The 16,791-nt window shown below is 47.0% G+C and carries 16 protein-coding genes, 1 tRNA gene and 1 rRNA gene; 17 read left to right on the forward strand and 1 reads right to left on the reverse strand.

Translation table 11 applies throughout. The features are described from left to right. Positions 1-64: 64 nt before the first annotated feature. The 13 genes from rrf to ITJ87_RS06020 all read left to right on the forward strand — a co-directional run bounded on the left by rrf (position 65) and on the right by ITJ87_RS06020 (position 11,083). Positions 65-175, forward strand: a 5S ribosomal RNA gene (rrf, locus tag ITJ87_RS05960). Between the two features lie 352 nt (positions 176-527). Next, positions 528-974 (forward strand): hypothetical protein, encoded by a 447-nt coding sequence (locus ITJ87_RS05965; protein ID WP_117966289.1) that lies wholly within the window; start codon positions 528-530, stop codon positions 972-974. A 199-nt stretch (positions 975-1,173) separates the two neighbouring features. Continuing rightward, complete coding sequence (locus ITJ87_RS05970) at positions 1,174-1,986, forward strand: MotA/TolQ/ExbB proton channel family protein (RefSeq protein WP_005828650.1); 813 nt, start codon at positions 1,174-1,176, stop codon at positions 1,984-1,986. A gap of 93 nt (positions 1,987-2,079) precedes the next feature. After that, positions 2,080-2,685, forward strand: a complete 606-nt coding sequence (locus ITJ87_RS05975) for a biopolymer transporter ExbD (protein WP_005828648.1) — start codon at positions 2,080-2,082, stop codon at positions 2,683-2,685. 39 nt (positions 2,686-2,724) lie between these two features. Continuing rightward, positions 2,725-3,375 carry a biopolymer transporter ExbD gene (locus tag ITJ87_RS05980; protein ID WP_005828642.1) on the forward strand — a complete coding sequence of 217 codons (651 nt, stop codon included), beginning with the start codon at positions 2,725-2,727 and terminating at the stop codon, positions 3,373-3,375. Between the two features lie 28 nt (positions 3,376-3,403). Beyond that, positions 3,404-4,219, forward strand: coding sequence for an energy transducer TonB (locus ITJ87_RS05985; protein WP_005828639.1), 816 nt, complete (start codon positions 3,404-3,406; stop codon positions 4,217-4,219). 11 nt (positions 4,220-4,230) lie between these two features. Continuing rightward, positions 4,231-5,181, forward strand: coding sequence for a PstS family phosphate ABC transporter substrate-binding protein (locus tag ITJ87_RS05990; RefSeq protein ID WP_117966382.1), 951 nt, complete (start codon positions 4,231-4,233; stop codon positions 5,179-5,181). Between the two features lie 5 nt (positions 5,182-5,186). After that, entirely contained in the window at positions 5,187-6,632 is a 1,446-nt protein-coding gene (locus tag ITJ87_RS05995; protein ID WP_009037282.1) for a lipopolysaccharide assembly protein LapB, read from the forward strand. 189 nt (positions 6,633-6,821) lie between these two features. After that, positions 6,822-7,673: an ATP-binding cassette domain-containing protein gene (locus tag ITJ87_RS06000; RefSeq protein WP_005828621.1), complete on the forward strand. Its 852-nt coding sequence runs from the start codon at positions 6,822-6,824 to the stop codon at positions 7,671-7,673. Then, on the forward strand, positions 7,673-8,503 hold the full coding sequence (locus tag ITJ87_RS06005) for a hypothetical protein (protein WP_009037280.1): 831 nt from the start codon (positions 7,673-7,675) through the stop codon (positions 8,501-8,503). Before ITJ87_RS06000 ends, ITJ87_RS06005 begins: the two co-directional genes overlap by 1 nt. Before the next feature lie 2 nt (positions 8,504-8,505). Next, positions 8,506-8,874 (forward strand): GntR family transcriptional regulator, encoded by a 369-nt coding sequence (locus ITJ87_RS06010; RefSeq protein ID WP_005828614.1) that lies wholly within the window; start codon positions 8,506-8,508, stop codon positions 8,872-8,874. A gap of 12 nt (positions 8,875-8,886) precedes the next feature. Further along, complete coding sequence (locus ITJ87_RS06015; RefSeq protein WP_005828612.1) at positions 8,887-9,720, forward strand: hypothetical protein; 834 nt, start codon at positions 8,887-8,889, stop codon at positions 9,718-9,720. A 52-nt stretch (positions 9,721-9,772) separates the two neighbouring features. After that, positions 9,773-11,083: an anaerobic C4-dicarboxylate transporter family protein gene (locus tag ITJ87_RS06020; protein ID WP_117966292.1), complete on the forward strand. Its 1,311-nt coding sequence runs from the start codon at positions 9,773-9,775 to the stop codon at positions 11,081-11,083. 642 nt (positions 11,084-11,725) lie between these two features. On the opposite strand, the gene ITJ87_RS06025 is transcribed toward ITJ87_RS06020, so the two are convergent. Next, positions 11,726-11,798, reverse strand: a tRNA-Met gene (locus ITJ87_RS06025). A 238-nt stretch (positions 11,799-12,036) separates the two neighbouring features. On the opposite strand from ITJ87_RS06025, the gene ITJ87_RS06030 reads away from it, so the two are divergent. From ITJ87_RS06030 to ITJ87_RS06045, 4 genes are all read left to right on the forward strand, one after another. Then, positions 12,037-12,621: a TetR/AcrR family transcriptional regulator gene (locus ITJ87_RS06030; protein ID WP_005828604.1), complete on the forward strand. Its 585-nt coding sequence runs from the start codon at positions 12,037-12,039 to the stop codon at positions 12,619-12,621. Between the two features lie 31 nt (positions 12,622-12,652). Further along, positions 12,653-13,399 carry a 3-oxoacyl-[acyl-carrier-protein] reductase gene (gene fabG, locus ITJ87_RS06035; protein WP_117588701.1) on the forward strand — a complete coding sequence of 249 codons (747 nt, stop codon included), beginning with the start codon at positions 12,653-12,655 and terminating at the stop codon, positions 13,397-13,399. 92 nt (positions 13,400-13,491) lie between these two features. Continuing rightward, positions 13,492-14,163, forward strand: coding sequence for an RluA family pseudouridine synthase (locus tag ITJ87_RS06040; RefSeq protein WP_008665938.1), 672 nt, complete (start codon positions 13,492-13,494; stop codon positions 14,161-14,163). A gap of 10 nt (positions 14,164-14,173) precedes the next feature. Then, positions 14,174-16,711: a prolyl oligopeptidase family serine peptidase gene (locus ITJ87_RS06045; RefSeq protein WP_057253232.1), complete on the forward strand. Its 2,538-nt coding sequence runs from the start codon at positions 14,174-14,176 to the stop codon at positions 16,709-16,711. The last annotated feature ends 80 nt before the right edge of the window (positions 16,712-16,791 follow it).

The raw sequence follows: 16,791 nt of genomic DNA on the forward strand, positions 1-16,791 counted from the left end.
ATGGAGGTATATACGTTCAGCCATAAATGAATGCTTTGCTTTTTTCGCATCATGTCTACCTTATTCAGGTGACTACAGCACCGGGGTTCCACCTCTTCCCATTCCGAACAGAGAAGTTAAGCCCGGTCACGCCGATGGTACTGCGTAACAGTGGGAGAGTAGGTAGTCGCCGTTTTTCAGAAGAAGCCTCCGTGTCTGATAAGGATACGGAGGCTTCGTTCGTTTTAGATACCTCTCTTTTAATATTCCGTTTCTACCACTAATCACTATTTATTATATATAATTATTCATCAGATTAACTCCTGAATTAAGGTGCTAAATAAATGATTAAAAGTGTTTAAAATCAGCGTTTTATATATTATTCCCACTTTCGTATTTCATATATTCTTCGTACCTTTACAGTGTATTAAAAGGTATAGTAAATCCTTTAATCAGTGAACAATTTAATCTTTTTACAAAAGAAAGTAATATAGTTGTAAAACAAATAAGAGAGACATCTGTTATTTATTGTAGAATCATTAGACGACATGAAAACAACTGTAAAGACATTCTGGATATGCATGCTACTAATGTTGACTTGCAGCATTAGCGGTAAAGCCATTGGCCTGGTGCAGGTGGATGACAGAATGGCAGGAACTGCCGAAGTTTCCGCTTCTTTATCTTCATGTTCTTCCACTTCCGACAATAGCATTGACAAGAAGAATTCATTGTTCACGAATACCAAGTTCACATGGACTACAGATGTCGAACTGGGAAACAAACCGGTTTCTGAAACTTACTCTTCTCATCAACAGCGTTTGCGCAGGGTGATTGAAGACAATCTTTTCCTCAGAAACATTCTTCTGATGTTATCCAACTACGAGGATCTACTCGTGCAAGGCCGTTCTAAATTATACTACTCAGATAAAGCCCCCTACTATGCATTGACGGGCAGTGATTACTATATCTATACGCTTCGGCGGATTTTGATTTAGCCAACTTTTCTTCTTATTGATTTCCCCCCTTTTCTCCTTCTTGTCTTGAAGAGACTGAAAGCAGGCGACCTTTAGTGTACATATATGCTAGCTAAGGTTGCAAGGATGATTACGCCCTATCGGTTCGTAAGCGGGAAGTCGTATCCCTATGCTTTATTTTCAAAACTCTATTTAAATACCAACAATTAAACTTTTCATCATGGAAACTACTCAAAAAAAAGCAGCCTCTTTTAAAGGCATCAGATCCGCCGGTTGGGTAATCGTAATCTGTTTTATCATCGCCGTGCTTATTTTTCACTTTGTGTTGGGAAATCCCTCCAACTTTATGAACAACGACCCGAACAACCATCCGTTGCCGGGTAACTTCCTCGGTACCATCTATAAAGGTGGATTCATTGTTCCTGTAATTCAAACGCTTTTGCTGACTGTCATCGCACTGAGTATTGAACGTTATATTGCCATTGGCGCTGCCTTTGGTAAGGGGTCATTGGTGAAATTCGTAGCTAACATCAAAGCAGCCTTGGCTGAAGGTGATATGAAGAAGGCACAACAAATCTGCGATTCACAACGTGGTTCTGTAGCCAATGTGGTAAATGCCACTTTGAAGAAGTATGCCGAGATGGAGAATGACACAGAGCTGTCCAAAGACCAGAAACTGCTTGCCATCCAGAAGGAATTGGAAGAAGCCACTGCGCTGGAACTGCCGATGATGGAGCAGAATCTTCCTATTATTGGTACCATCACGACTTTAGGTACATTGATGGGATTGCTCGGTACAGTTATCGGTATGATCCGTTCATTTGCCGCCCTTGCAGCCGGAGGTTCAGCCGACTCCATGGCTCTGTCGCAAGGTATTTCTGAGGCTTTGATTAATACTGCCTTCGGTATCTTGACCGGTGCATTGGCCGTTATCTCCTACAACTATTATACAAACAAGATTGACAAGTTGACTTACAGCCTCGATGAGGTTGGTTTCTCCATCGTGCAGACTTTTGCAGCTACCCATAAATAGTTGACTGCTGATAGTTGGAGCTGCGCTGTGACGTAGGCTTCTATTATCTATTCAACGAATGAATTCTCAATTTTAATTTTCAATGAAACGATTATGGGCAGAGCGAAAATAAAAAAGAAAAGTACGTTCATCGATATGACGGCGATGAGTGACGTAACTGTACTGCTGCTGACCTTCTTCATGCTGACTTCTACGTTCGTGAAGAAAGAGCCGGTACAAGTAACGACTCCCGCCTCTGTATCCGAGATTAAGATTCCGGAGACAAATGTACTCCAGATATTGGTCGATCCGAGCGGAAAAGTATTTATGAGTCTGGACAAGCAGTCCGACTTGCGCGAAGTGCTGGAAGCTATGGGGCAGGAGTATGGAGTGACTTTCACTCCGGAGGAAACTAAAAAATTCATGCTGGCGTCTACCTTTGGTGTGCCGATGAAGAGTATGAAGAAATACCTCGACTTGCCGCAAGACCAGCAAGATGCTGTATTGAAGAATGAGGGGATACCGACAGACAGTATTGACAATCAGTTCAAGGCCTGGGTACGCAACGCCCGTGCAGTGAACAGTGATTTGCGCATTGCCATCAAGGCAGATGCCAATACTCCTTATTCCGTAATAAAAAATGTGATGAACTCACTTCAGGACCTCAGAGAGAACCGGTACAACCTGATTACTTCTCTGAAGACCACAAGTGAGGAGTGACAAGCTACGAGTTACAAGTAGAACAAGAAAGGAAACATTATGGCTGAAATACAAGAAAGCGGCAACAAGAAAGGTGGAAAAAGCAAGCAGAAGAAAATGACTGTCAGGGTGGACTTTACACCTATGGTGGACATGAACATGTTGCTGATTACCTTCTTTATGCTTTGTACCTCACTGAGCAAACCTCAGACCATGGAGATAAGCATGCCGAGCAATGACAAGACCATCACCGAGGAGCAGCAGACCAAAGTCAAGGCTTCCCAAGCCATCACGCTGTTGCTGGGGGATGACAACAAGTTGTATTATTACGAAGGGGAACCTAACTACAAGGACTATACTTCACTGAAGGAAACTACCTATCAGGCGGATGGTCTGCGGGCAATGCTTCTGCAACGTAATAGAGTTGCTGTGAACGAGGTGAACAGACTGAAGCAGCAGAAACTGGATCTTAAGATATCAGAGGATGACTACCGGAAACAGCTTTCCGAGATAAAAAGCGGAAAGGATACGCCGACAGTCATCATCAAGGCTACCGATAAGTCTTCGTACAAGAATCTGATTGATGCTCTCGATGAAATGCAGATATGTAATATAGGTAAGTATGTGATAACGGATATTGCCGAAGCCGACGAGTTCTTGATGAAGAACTACGAAAGCAAGGGCGAATTGTCCCAGAACATTGCTGAATGATGTGTAACACCCAAAGAAAGGAAAGAATATGGCTAAAGTAGATTTAAGCTCCCAAGCATGGTGTGACCTCGTGTTCAGTGGTAAGAACAAAGCATATGGAGCCTATAAGATGCGTGAGACCTCTCCCAGACGGCACAACATTGCCGTGATACTGGTAATTGTAATTGCATTGATAGGTTTCAGTATCCCTACGCTGATAAAGATGGCTACCCCCAAACAGAAAGAGGTGATGACCGAAGTGACTACCCTTTCGCAGCTGGAAGAACCGGAAGTGAAGCAGGAAGAGATGAAGCGGATAGAGCCCGTGGCCCCACCGCCGCCTGCATTGAAAAGCTCCATTAAGTTTACCGCTCCCGTCATCAAAAAGGATGAGGAAGTGAGGGACGAGGATGAAATAAAAAGCCAGACAGAACTGACGGAAACGAAAGTTGCCATCTCCATTGCCGACGTGAAAGGTAATGACGAGGAACACGGCAAGGACATCGCCGACTTGAAACAAGTGGTGACGCAGGCCGAACCGGAACCTGAAAAGGTTTTCGATATGGTAGAGCAGATGCCCCAGTTCCCCGGTGGTCAGGCCGAGATGATGCAGTTCATCAGCAAGAATATGAAGTATCCGACCATTGCCCAGGAAAACGGTACGCAAGGGCGTGTAACCTGCCAGTTTGTGGTAGGTGCCGACGGCAAGGTGCGTGATGTGAAAGTGCTGAGAGGTGTAGACCCCTATCTGGATAAAGAAGCTGTCCGTGTGATTATGTCCATGCCCAAATGGATTCCCGGCAAGCAGAATGGTAAGGCCGTATCGGTGAAATATACGATACCGGTGATGTTTAGATTACAATAAGTGTGTGTGTTATGAAAACGGTGAAACAACTTCAGCTTTCAGGCTTGCTGGTGCTGCTGACTCTGCTGTCTGCCTGCCAAAGCAAGCCCAAGGACGGACAAACGGATACGTATACCTCCGGTGTGATTGCAATTGCTGCGGACGAAAGTTTCCAGCCTATTGTGCAGGAAGAAATTGACGTGTTCGAAGGACTGTTCCCCTTGGCAGGAATTGTGCCCCGTTATGTGACGGAAGTCGATGCCGTCAACCTCTTGCTCAAGGACAGTCTGCGGTTGGCAATAACCAGTCGCAGACTGACTCCCGAAGAGATGAATTCCTTCAATAGCCGGAAGTTTTTTCCGCAGGAGATAAAGATTGCTACGGACGGGCTGGCATTGATAACCCATCTTGGCAATCCGGATTCATTGATTAGTGTGAAGGACATCCGCCGCATCCTGACGGGTGATGCGAAGCAGTGGAAAGATATCTATCCGGCTTCCCGTCTGGGGGATATCAGTCTTGTGTTTGACAACAAGAACTCCAGTACCGTACGTTTTGCTGTCGATTACATCTGTAAGGGTGTACCGCTTTCCAGTCAGTTGAAAGCGTTGAAAACCAATAGGGAGGTGATTGACTACGTGGCCCGCACGCCTGATGCCATCGGTATTATCGGCGTGAACTGGCTGAGCGACCGGAATGACAGTACGGGGCTCTCTTTCAGTAAAGAGGTGCGGCTGATGTCCGTCAGTGCTGCTGACAAGGCCATGCCGGACAACAGTTACAAACCCTATCAGGCGTATTTGTATTACGGTGATTATCCGTTGGCACGCAGCATCTATGCCTTGTTGAATGATCCGCGGAGCGCACTTCCGTGGGGATTTGCCTCTTTCCTCGCTTCCGACCGGGGACAGCGGATTATATTGAAGTCGGGATTGGTCCCCGCCACCCAACCGGTGCGCGTGGTGAACGTCAAGGATGAATAACTAAAATGAATGCTAACATGAAACGTAGATTTGTATTTTGTTTGGGAGCGATGCTGTTTGCAGGTACGCTCGCCGCACAAACGCCGGTGCCCGAATGGCAGGCGGGGGTGGATAAAGTAAAAAGTCTGATAAAGACGAATCCGGAGCAGGCTTCCGACGCAGCCGGAGAACTGCTGAAGGGCAAGAACAAGAAAAATGTGGAGCTTGTGACTTCCGTGGCCCGTGCCTATCTGGATGTAGGACAGCTGAAAGAGGCGGAAACCTATCTGGAGATGGCAAGAAAGGCCGACAACAAGGCTCCGGCAGTTTCTGTACTCGAGGGTGACATCGCTTTTGCCCGGAAAGATATCGGAAAGGCATGCCAGCTTTATGAGCAAGCCATCTATTTTGATTCGAATTATAAGGATGCGTATCTGAAATATGCGCAGGCATACAAGTCTGCCAGTCCTTCGCAGGCCATAGAGAAGCTGAACCAGCTGAAGGCCATAGCTCCGGATTGCCTGGAAGCAGACAAGGAGCTGGCGGAAGTGTATTACGCCACCAACCGTTTTGGCAAGGCTGCCGACACCTATGCCAAGTTCATCGATACTCCCGTGGCTACGGAAGATGACATCCTTAAATATGCTTTTGCACTATTCCTGAACCACGACTTCGAGAAATCCTTGGCGGTGGCGCAGAAAGGTTTGCAGAAGAATGCCCGCCATGCCGCATTCAACCGGCTTGTGATGTACAACAATGTCGACCTCAAGCGTTATGACGAGGCAGAGAAGGCTGCCGATGCTTTCTTCAATGCTTCGGATAATGCCGATTATTCATGCTTGGATTACCGCTATCACGGTGCTCTGTTGAGTGCTCTGAAGAAATATGACCAGGCCATTGAGGAATATGGTAAGGCATTGGAGAAGGATGAGAGTCAGGTGGATTTGTGGCGTGAGATTGCCGATGCTTATGAATTGAAAAACGACTATACCCAAGCCATTGCTGCTTATAAAAAGTACTATGACTCGCTGGCACAAGATAAAAAGACGTCCGAAAACTTATTCCAGTTAGGGCGTCTGTACTACGGAGAGGGTACGTCCTCGGACACTCTCTCCGTTCAGTCTGCCGACCGCATGGCGGCATTGCAGGCTGCCGACTCTGTGTTCGCACTTGTTGCCGAACAAGCTCCCGACAGTTATTTGGGAGATATGTGGCGCGCCCGCACACACTCTGCCATGGACCCCGAAACTACAGAGGGATTGGCGAAACCTTATTACGAGAAGGTGGTGGACGTACTGCTTGCCAAAAACGAACCGAGGTACAACTCTGCATTGATAGAGTGTTACAGTTATCTGGGCTACTACTATCTGTTGAAGAGTGACTATGCTACTTCGAAAGAGTACTGGAATAAAATTCTGGCTATCGACCCCACCAATGCCACAGCAAACAAGGCATTGGACGGCATCAAATAGCAATAATTTTAGTTGTTTGTCGTGTCGGGAGGAGTGGAGAGTGATTCTTAGCTCCTCCTTTTTTTTGAACCTTCGTACGTATTTCCTTTTTTCTCAAATCTCTTGTTATTCTAAAAAAAATGCCTATGTTTGCAGTGTACTATTATACTAATACACATAAACAATAAGATATTTAATTCATCCAAGCGTATGTTACAAGTAGAAAACATTTCATTTAGTTATCGCAAGGGGCGGAAAGAAGTCCTGAGTGATTTTTCACTTTCGCTGGAAGCCGGCCGGGTTTACGGTCTGTTGGGTAAGAACGGAGCCGGCAAGTCTACGTTGCTCTATCTGATGAGCGGTTTGTTGGCTCCCAAACGTGGGAGAGTGATGTATCATGATACCGACATGCGCCGCCGGTTGCCCGTCACGTTGCAGGACATGTTTCTGGTACCCGAGGAGTTCGAGCTGCCTCCTATTTCCTTGGTCAGCTATATTGAACTGAACAGTAAGTTCTATCCCCGTTTCAGCAAGGAAGACATGGTGAAGTACCTACATTTCTTCGAGATGGATATGGATGCTGATTTGGGAGCCTTGTCCATGGGGCAGAAAAAGAAAATCTTCATGAGTTTTGCGCTGGCCACCAATACTTCCCTGCTGCTGATGGATGAGCCTACCAATGGACTGGATATTCCGGGAAAGAGCCAGTTCCGCAAATTTCTGGCTTCGGGTATGTCGGACGACAAGACGATTGTCATTTCCACCCATCAGGTGCGTGACATTGACAAAGTACTGGACCATGTGCTGATTATGGACAACAGCCGCGTATTGCTGGACGAATCCACTGCCAGCATTTGCAGTAAGCTGTTCTTCTTGGAGAGTGACGACCGGGAGTTGGCTGCGACTGCCTTGTACACGCTTCCCTCCGTACAAGGCAATTTCTTGATGCTGCCCAATACGGAAGGTGAGGAATCGGAGATTAATCTTGAACTGCTGTTTGGCGCCGTACTTGCAGAGCCTGGGAAGATAGCGGAAATGTTTCACACTAAAACAAATGAATAATGATACGCGATACCTTTTTTAGTTTGCATCGCTTTGTGAACGTATGCCGCAAAGAGATGGTGGAGAATTGGAAGACCTATATACTCCGCTCGGTGATGGTCTACGGAATGTTGGCCATAGTCTTTGTCTGGAATGGATACTATCAGTATCACAATCTGGAAGCGGGAGCTGTGGGCATGGACCCTATCTGGGAGTTTGAGTCCAGATTCTTTCTTTGGGGACTTGTCATTTGGGGATGCATTAGCGCCTCGTTTGCCATGGAAAGGATGAAAAGCAAGACGAGTCGTACCGTTGTGCTCATGACACCTGCCACCATGTTCGAGAAATTCTTTGCCCGCTGGCTGGTGGCTACCTGCGGCTTTATCTTGGTCTTTCTGATAGCTTTCAAGCTGGCGGACTTGACAAGAGTCGTCTTCTATCTTCTGGCCTACCCGGAGCTGCATGTCGTTCACTCCTTTCCGTTGTGGGAATTCTGCTGTAACACGAACTGTTTCTATGAGACGATAGGAAGCGGACCGGCTGTGGTGGGGATATTCCTGAGCTGCTACTTTTTCCTACAGTCTTTCTTCCTGCTGGGTAGTACGGTCTGGCCCAAAAATGCACTTATCAAGACTTTTGCGGCCGGTGTCTGCATCTTCGTTTCATATATCCTGATAGCTGTATTGTGCCTGAAGGCCATTCTGCCTAATAACTTCTTCATGACTGAGCCCTATATTGACAGAGAGGCATCGGGCGGCTGGCTGATTTTTATAACTTCGTTTTTCGCCCTTTTCAACTGGGTGCTTGCCTATTTCCGTTTCAAGGAGTCCGAAATCATTAATCGTTGGTAACTATGAACTTTAAGGAAAGTAAAGCCATCTACCTGCAAATAGCAGACCGCATTTGCGACGAGGTACTTCTCGGGCAATATCAGGAGGAAGAACGTATTCCTTCGGTACGGGAATATGCGGCTGTGGTAGAGGTCAACGCCAATACGGTGATGCGTTCGTACGACTACTTGCAGACGCAAGGAGTGATTTACAACAAGCGGGGTATCGGCTATTTTGTGTCGGTAGGTGCACGTAAGCTGATTCTTTCGTTGAGGAAAGAGTATTTTCTGAAGGAGGAAGTGGATTATTTCTTCAAGCAGATTTTCACGCTGGGCATCTCTGCCGAGGAGTTGTCCGGGATGTATCAGGAGTTTATCAAGAAACAAAAATAAAAGAAGACAGTTATGAAACGAACGACTTATATAATGATAGGAATGCTGGTTACCGGTGTGGCAATGGTATGCGGACTCATGTTCTATGTGGTGGACCGCAATGTCACTCAGAAAGATAATTTTATGGAAATCGGCGGAGAACGGAAAACGGTGCAGCTGCCCTCGTGCAGGGTGTTGAAGCTGACACAGCCTCCGGTGGTGTGGAAACAGAAAAAAGAAGGTATTGTGGAGGCAGAGCGTATGTTCTCGTTCGGGGAAGTGCCGTTGGAGGTAACTGCCGGAGACTCTTTGCAGCAGGGCAGTTTCTCCTATGCAGGGGATATGGAGGCTTTTATGTCGATGACTTCCGTTGGCGATACCCTGCTCGTCACCTTTGACTTTCCGGAGGATAAGCTGGAACAGCATCTTCAGAATGACATTTGGATAAGGGTTCGTTCAGAAGGGATGGAATTGCGGTTGCCTGCGGAGGTACAAGCGGTTGTGGTAGATGTGGAAGATATGGAAGCCAATTTCTACGGACTCCGTTGCGATACGCTCTCTTTCCGCACGCGATACCTTGCCCGGCTGGAAGATTGCCATGTCACTGCGCTTGCGGCGCAGGCGCAGAGCTTGCATTTCAACAGCGGCACAGTGCGCAACCTTTATCTGAATCTGGACGAGATAGCCGACTGGGATGTCAATACCGGTTCCTTCCATATCGATACGGAGCATCTGTCCGGCAGTCGCTATCATCGTTGTCTTTTGCAGAAGAATGAATGCCGCCGGGTGTTCTGGACACCGTTAAAGGATGATGCCTCTTTGAGTGTGGAGTTAAAACAAGCAGTTAAAATAGAAGTAGGTGAGTAGCCATAATACGAAATGACTTATCTTTGCACATGAATCAAAAAGTGTAGAGTATATGGCCTTGCAATTGGCATTCGTATTGGTAGCTATCATTATAGGCGCCCGCTTGGGCGGCATTGGACTAGGTGTAATGGGAGGGATAGGTCTGGCAATTCTGACGTTTGGTTTCGGATTGCAGCCTACATCACCTCCCATTGACGTTATGTTGATGATAGCCGCCGTCATTTCTGCCGCATCCTGCATGCAGGCGGCTGGCGGACTGGATTATATGGTAAAGCTGGCAGAACGGTTGTTGCGGAAGAATCCTTCGCAGGTCACCATCTTGAGCCCTATTGTGACCTATTTGTTTACTTTTGTTGCCGGTACGGGACATGTGGCATATTCGGTGCTTCCCGTGATTGCCGAGGTTGCCACGGAGACCAAGATTCGTCCCGAGAGGCCACTGGGCATTGCGGTGATTGCTTCGCAGCAGGCTATTACGGCAAGTCCCATTTCGGCTGCCACCGTCGCACTGCTTGGGTTGCTGGCGGGATTTGATGTCACCTTGTTTGATATTCTGAAAATAACGATTCCTGCTACCATTATCGGGGTACTTGTGGGCGCCTTGTTCTCCATGAAGGTGGGCAAGGAGTTGGCAGACGACCCGGAGTACAGAAAGAGGTTGACCGAAGGCTATCTTGATGTCAAGAAGGTGGAGATAAAGGATATACACAATAAACGGCATGCCGTCTTGTCTGTGCTTATCTTTATCCTTGCCACTGTTTTTATCGTGTTCTTTGGTTCGTTCGACAGTTTGCGTCCTGCCTTCGTGATAGACGGCGAGACGGTGAGACTCGGCATGTCCGCCATTATCGAAATCGTGATGCTCTCTGCCGCCGCCCTCATCTTGCTGCTGACTCACACCGACGGCATGAAGGCAACGCAAGGTTCCGTCTTCCCGGCAGGCATGCAGGCGGTGATTGCCATATTCGGCATTGCCTGGATGGGAGATACTTTTCTTCAGGGAAACATGCTTCAGCTGACCCAGTCCATCGAGGGAGTGGTGAGGCAAATGCCGTGGCTGTTCGGGATAGCCTTGTTTGCCATGTCGATTCTGCTTTATAGCCAGGCCGCCACTGTGCGCGCACTGATGCCTTTGGGCATCGCTTTGGGCATTTCGCCTATGATACTGGTTGCTCTGTTCCCGGCCGTAAACGGTTACTTCTTTATTCCCAACTATCCCACCGTAGTAGCAGCCATTAATTTCGACCGTACCGGAACTACCCGTATCGGCAAGTATGTGTTGAACCACTCGTTCATGCTTCCCGGACTTGTTTCGACTGGCGTTGCCATCGGGCTGGGGCTGCTTTTCATCAGGATATTATAAGGGAAACCGCTGCTTTCAATCCGTTGTATATAGGGCTTTGTTTGCTTGTGTATAGGGGAGTGCTCCCTTTTACTCATTGCCTTATCAGCGTCTAACGGTCGTGCGGCGATCTGCTGACGGCTGTTAAGCGAGTTGTTGATGGCCGTTAGGCGATTGCATCATGGCCGTTGCATGCTGTTGATTCCTTATGTCCGGTGTAATAAATACTTTCATTCTTTGAATAAAGCACAGAGGAAAACAGCATTGAAGTCTTGGCTTTGTGTGGCTGTACGCATTCGTTCTGATTGCATTTGAAGGGGGAGGAGATGGAATTAATACCGTGTTTGCAGGATATTGATTTCGTGCAGGTACGATATAAATAAGATGTGATACAAGAAATTAATAACTTGTGTTACTTCATGTTAGCTTCTTGTGTGTCAGTATTTCTGTTTGTGAAACGGTGTGGAAGCAAATTTTGCTTCCACACTTTTGAGTTGCTTCCACCGCATCTGTAATGCCGATGAATAAAGGGATGTGGAGAGGAGGTGGAAGTGTGGAAGCAATTTGCACAAACATTATTTGCGCAAACATTTTTTTCTGTCCTTGATGGGAATTAAAAAAAATGAGGATAAACGGCCTTTAAACCTTTTATCCTCATTGTAGTTGCGGAGATCCGACTCGAACGAATGACCTTTGGGTTATGAGCCCAACGAGCTACCAACTGCTCCACTCCGCGATGTTATTGTTTTGTGGGTGCAAAGGTACGGCTTTTTATTTAATATGCAAATAAAATGCATGATATTTTTGAGGTTAAGTGGATTTTAATGAGTAATATGTTGATAAATAGAACGATAATAAGCCTACTTTTTTTCTTCCTTTTTAGGGCTGTTCATTAATAAAATGAATGTTTTCTTGTAAGATATGCGGAAATGTCTTACTTTTGCTCAAATAATAAAGCAATGTGCAATTAATCTATGACCGTATCGAAGACAAAAGCTAAATTAGTGGACGTTGCCCGTCAGCTGTTTGCAAAGATGGGTGTTGAAAATACCACGATGAATGATATTGCCCTCGCTTCAAAGAAAGGTAGGAGAACGCTCTATACCTATTTTAAGAGCAAGGAAGATATCTACTTGGCTGTTGTTGAGTCGGAGCTGGATATTCTTTCGGATATGATGAAGCACGTGGTAGAGAAAGATATTCAGCCGGACGAGAAACTGATGGAAATGATTTACACTCATCTGGATGCGGTAAAAGAGGTTGTCTTTCGGAATGGTACTCTTCGTGCCAATTTCTTTCGGGATATTTGGAGAGTGGAGAAAGTGCGCAAACGTTTCGATGCTACAGAGACCCAGCTTTTCAAGGAGGTTCTGCGTGAAGGTATGGAGAAGGGCGTTTTCCAGATAGATGACTTGGATATGACTGCCGAGATTGTGCATTACAGTGTCAAAGGTATTGAAACACCTTATATCCGCGGCCATATAGGGGCCAATCTGGACGATGCGGTACGCGATACTTACGTGACCCGTCTGGTACTTGGTGCATTGGGAAAGAAGTAAGAATACATTTTATAAATAATTTTAAAATAATATGGGATTATTAGATGGAAAAACAGCCATTGTGACAGGTGCTGCACGCGGCATCGGCAAGGCTATCGCTTTGAAGTTCGCTCAAGAAGGAGCAAACATCGCATTCACTGACTTGGTGATTGATGAAAATGCCGAGGCTACGGCAAAAGAATTGGAAGCTTTGGGAGTAAAGGCAAAAGCTTATGCCTCCAATGCAGCAAACTTTGAAGACACTGCCAAGGTAGTGGCAGAAATCCATAAGGACTTTGGACGTATTGATATTCTGGTAAACAATGCCGGTATCACACGTGACGGTCTGATGATGCGTATGAGCGAACAGCAATGGGATATGGTTATCAATGTCAACCTGAAATCGGCATTTAACTTTATCCATGCCTGCACACCCATCATGATGCGCCAGAAGGCGGGTAGCATTATCAATATGGCATCTGTGGTAGGTGTTCACGGCAATGCCGGCCAGGCCAACTATTCTGCTTCCAAAGCCGGTATGATTGCTTTGGCCAAGTCTATCGCTCAGGAGCTGGGTTCTCGTGGAATCCGTGCCAATGCCATTGCTCCGGGCTTCATCATGACAGCCATGACCGATGCCTTGTCTGAAGAGGTGAAGGCTGAATGGTGCAAGAAGATTCCTTTGCGTCGTGGCGGCACACCCGAAGACGTGGCAAATATCGCTACTTTCCTGGCTTCTGATATGTCTTCTTATGTATCCGGTCAGGTTATTCAGGTAGATGGTGGGATGAATATGTAATTTAATGATTAATGATTAGTGATTAATGTTTAATGAGAAGTTGGGTGTTAGTCATTAATCATTAATCACTAATCATTAAACATTAACAACCGATGACTGTCGTATACGAAGACAATCATATCATTATAGTCAACAAGACCGCTTCCGAGATAGTTCAGGGAGACAAAACGGGTGATACACCGCTTTCGGAAACTGTAAAGCAGTACCTGAAAGAGAAGTACAGCAAGCCTGGAAATGTCTTTATCGGTGTCGCCCACCGGCTGGACCGCCCCGTGAGCGGTCTTGTTGTTTTTGCCAAGACCAGTAAGGCACTGTCGCGCCTGAACGAGATGTTCAAGAATAGCGAGGTGAAGAAGACTTACTGGGCAGTAGTGAAGAACTTACCCCGCGAGGAAGAGGGGGAATTGGTGAACTATCTGGTGCGAAATGAGAAACAGAACAAGAGTTATGCATACGACAAGGAGGTGCCGGGCAGCAAGAAAGCGATTTTGCATTACCGGCTCATCGGGCGGTCGCAGAACTATTATCTGTTGGAAATAGATTTGAAAACCGGACGCCATCACCAGATACGTTGTCAGTTGGCAAAGATGGGCTGTCCCATCAAGGGAGATTTGAAGTATGGTTCGCCCCGCTCCAATCCTGACGGCAGCATCTGTCTGCATGCGCGGTATATCCGTTTTGTGCATCCGGTGTCCAAAGAACCGATAGAAGTGGAGGCTCCCGTCCCTCCCGGAAATTTATGGAATGGTTTTGAAACGATTTAATCTTACAGTAATGAAGAAAATCACAGTTTTGTCGGGTTTGCTGCTCCTTGCGGGATTGGCTGCCCAAGCTCAGGAAAGAGTTGCTGAGTATAATGTGCGTCCTGCCGTTACGGTGCGCACTCCCCTCCAGGGCGATAGTATCAACTTCAAGGGAGACAAGTTTACTACCGGCAATCTTCTGAAGACGAAGGTCAGTCTCGACTTCGACGGAGGTCGGTACGAACGTATGGTTGCTGATACGGCTGGATATGTAACTGTGGCAAAGGCAGACAAGGACAATCTGTTCTATCTGTTTGCTACCAATCTGCGTGCGGAGCGTTTCATGAAGGGCAAGCTGAATGTATATTCTCCTGCCCGTTTTGAGGTGTTTGTAAACGGTGAATCCAAGCAAGTCAAGGAGACAGCGGAGGACAGCTTGTCGCAGGTCCGTCCTACGGCTGTCAGTCTGCGTATGGACCCCGAAGCGGATTATGAGATTGTCATCAAGTTGCTTTCAAGCGCGGACGACAAGATGCAGCCGATGCTGAAATGCGAATTTGAAAAGGAAAAGGACTTTGCCGATGTAGCCTGCCGGATGGCACCGGACATGAAGAGACGTTTCTCTTTGTTCAACACCAATTTCGGCTCCCGAGCGAGCAGGGTTTCTCTTTCGCCCAACGGCAAGTATCTGCTGACCCGCTATTCGGACAATTACGACGTGAAGCGTTCCAGGACCCGTTGTGAGCTGACCGAGGTAAAGACCGGCCGGGTGATATTGCCCAATGCCAATGAAAAGATGAACTGGATGCCCAACAGCAACAAGCTCTATTATACGGTTATGGGCGAGGAGCAGAATGACCTGGTTGTGTTCGATCCCGCCACGATGCGTGAGGAAGTGCTGCTGAAGAATGTTCCCGAAGGATATTTCAGCTGGTCTCCTACAGAAGACTATCTTATCTATATGCTCACGGACGAGGGCGAAAAGGTGAGTGGCCCGTTGAAACGTCTCTTGCATCCGGACGACCGTATCCCCAATTCTCGTGACCGCTATTATCTCATGAAATACGATGTGGCGACGGGACTTTCCGAGCGCCTGACCTACGGTAGTCACAACGTCTATCTGAATGATATTTCCCCGGATGGCAAGAAACTGTTGTGCAGCACTTCCAAGCCGGACATCACTCGATGCCCTTTCTCCCTCTCTTCTCTTTTCGAGATTGATTTGACCACCTTGCAGGCAGATACGCTGGTCGCCTGGGATGCTTATCTGGGAAGTGCTTCTTACTCTCCGGACGGGAAGCAGCTTCTGGTGACGGGCAGTCCGTCTGCTTTCGGAGGCATTGGCAAGAATTGCGGTGAACATCCCATAGCCAATGACTTTGATACCCAAGCATTCATTATGGATTTGGCTACAAAGAAAGTGCAGGCTATCACGCGCGATTTCAATCCTACGGTGTCTCCCGTGCAGTGGAACCGTGTGGACGGATGTATCTATTTCGATACGACTGATGGGGATTGCAGGCATATCTACCGTTATGTTCCGAAGACGGGCGGCTTTGAAATGCTTCCGCTTGAAGAAGATGTGATTACTTCCTTCACGCTGGCGGATGACAATCCGGTTGTGGCTGCCTATGTGGGCGGAGGAAACACCAGCACGGGCGTAGCTTATACGTACGACACGAAGAAAAAAGTTTCTACCCTGCTTGCCAATCCCATGAAGCCCATCCTCGATAAGATTGAGCTGGGACAGATGGAAGAGTGGAACTTTACAGCTTCGGACGGTACGGAGATAAAGGGAATGGTTTGTCTGCCGCCGTCTTTTGACCCGAACAAGAAGTATCCGCTTATCGTATACTATTATGGAGGAACGACTCCTACAACCCGCGGTATAACTTCCCCGTACTGTGCACAGTTGTTTGCGTCACGTGACTATGTGGTTTATGTTATCCAGCCCAGTGGTGCCATCGGGTACGGCCAGGAGTTCTCTGCACGCCATGTCAATGCATGGGGTGAGCGTACGGCCGATGAGATCATTGAAGGTACGAAGAAATTCTGTGCAGCCCATCCGTTTGTCAACGATAAACGTATCGGATGCCTGGGTGCCTCTTATGGAGGATTCATGACGATGTATCTGCAGACTAAGACGGATATGTTTGCTGCCGCTGCCTCGCATGCTGGCATCAGCAATGTAACGAGCTATTGGGGCGAGGGTTATTGGGGATATTCCTATAACTCTGTTGCGGCAGCCGATAGCTATCCTTGGAATAATCCCGATTTGTTTACGAAGCATGGAGCATTGTTCAATGCGGACAAGATTAATACCCCTCTGTTGTTGCTGCATGGCACGGTAGATACGAACGTGCCTATCGGTGAAAGTATCCAGTTGTATAATGCGTTGAAGATATTGGGCAAGCCGGTGGAATTTATTACCGTGGATGGTGAAAACCATTTTGTACTTGATTATGCAAAACGTGAATTGTGGCACAATTCAATTATGGCTTGGTTTGCCCGCTGGTTGCAGGATAGTCCGGCATGGTGGAATGACCTTTATCCGGAAAGACATTGGTGATTTCTTAGTTGACAACTATCAACTATCAATTAAAAAAGCCGTTTCCCAGAATAGACAAGGAGGAAACGGCTTTTTGTTGT

The organism is Bacteroides sp. HF-162, from assembly GCF_015679285.1.
GTDB classification, from domain to species: Bacteria; Bacteroidota; Bacteroidia; order Bacteroidales; family Bacteroidaceae; genus Bacteroides; species Bacteroides uniformis.

Bases quoted from the DNA above. Each gene is read 5' to 3' on its own strand.
- ITJ87_RS05980 (WP_005828642.1), top strand. From the start codon at position 2,725: ATGGCTGAAATACAAGAAAGCGGCAACAAGAAAGGTGGAAAAAGCAAG.
- ITJ87_RS06045 (WP_057253232.1), top strand. From the start codon at position 14,174: ATGAAGAAAATCACAGTTTTGTCGGGTTTGCTGCTCCTTGCGGGATTG.
- ITJ87_RS06015 (WP_005828612.1), top strand. From the start codon at position 8,887: ATGAAACGAACGACTTATATAATGATAGGAATGCTGGTTACCGGTGTG.
- ITJ87_RS05995 (WP_009037282.1), top strand. From the start codon at position 5,187: ATGAATGCTAACATGAAACGTAGATTTGTATTTTGTTTGGGAGCGATG.
- ITJ87_RS06040 (WP_008665938.1), top strand. From the start codon at position 13,492: ATGACTGTCGTATACGAAGACAATCATATCATTATAGTCAACAAGACC.
- ITJ87_RS06000 (WP_005828621.1), top strand. From the start codon at position 6,822: ATGTTACAAGTAGAAAACATTTCATTTAGTTATCGCAAGGGGCGGAAA.
- ITJ87_RS06005 (WP_009037280.1), top strand. From the start codon at position 7,673: ATGATACGCGATACCTTTTTTAGTTTGCATCGCTTTGTGAACGTATGC.
- ITJ87_RS05985 (WP_005828639.1), top strand. From the start codon at position 3,404: ATGGCTAAAGTAGATTTAAGCTCCCAAGCATGGTGTGACCTCGTGTTC.
- ITJ87_RS05975 (WP_005828648.1), top strand. From the start codon at position 2,080: ATGGGCAGAGCGAAAATAAAAAAGAAAAGTACGTTCATCGATATGACG.
- ITJ87_RS06010 (WP_005828614.1), top strand. From the start codon at position 8,506: ATGAACTTTAAGGAAAGTAAAGCCATCTACCTGCAAATAGCAGACCGC.
- fabG (WP_117588701.1), top strand. From the start codon at position 12,653: ATGGGATTATTAGATGGAAAAACAGCCATTGTGACAGGTGCTGCACGC.
- ITJ87_RS05970 (WP_005828650.1), top strand. From the start codon at position 1,174: ATGGAAACTACTCAAAAAAAAGCAGCCTCTTTTAAAGGCATCAGATCC.
- ITJ87_RS05990 (WP_117966382.1), top strand. From the start codon at position 4,231: ATGAAAACGGTGAAACAACTTCAGCTTTCAGGCTTGCTGGTGCTGCTG.
- ITJ87_RS05965 (WP_117966289.1), top strand. From the start codon at position 528: ATGAAAACAACTGTAAAGACATTCTGGATATGCATGCTACTAATGTTG.
- ITJ87_RS06020 (WP_117966292.1), top strand. From the start codon at position 9,773: ATGGCCTTGCAATTGGCATTCGTATTGGTAGCTATCATTATAGGCGCC.
- ITJ87_RS06030 (WP_005828604.1), top strand. From the start codon at position 12,037: ATGACCGTATCGAAGACAAAAGCTAAATTAGTGGACGTTGCCCGTCAG.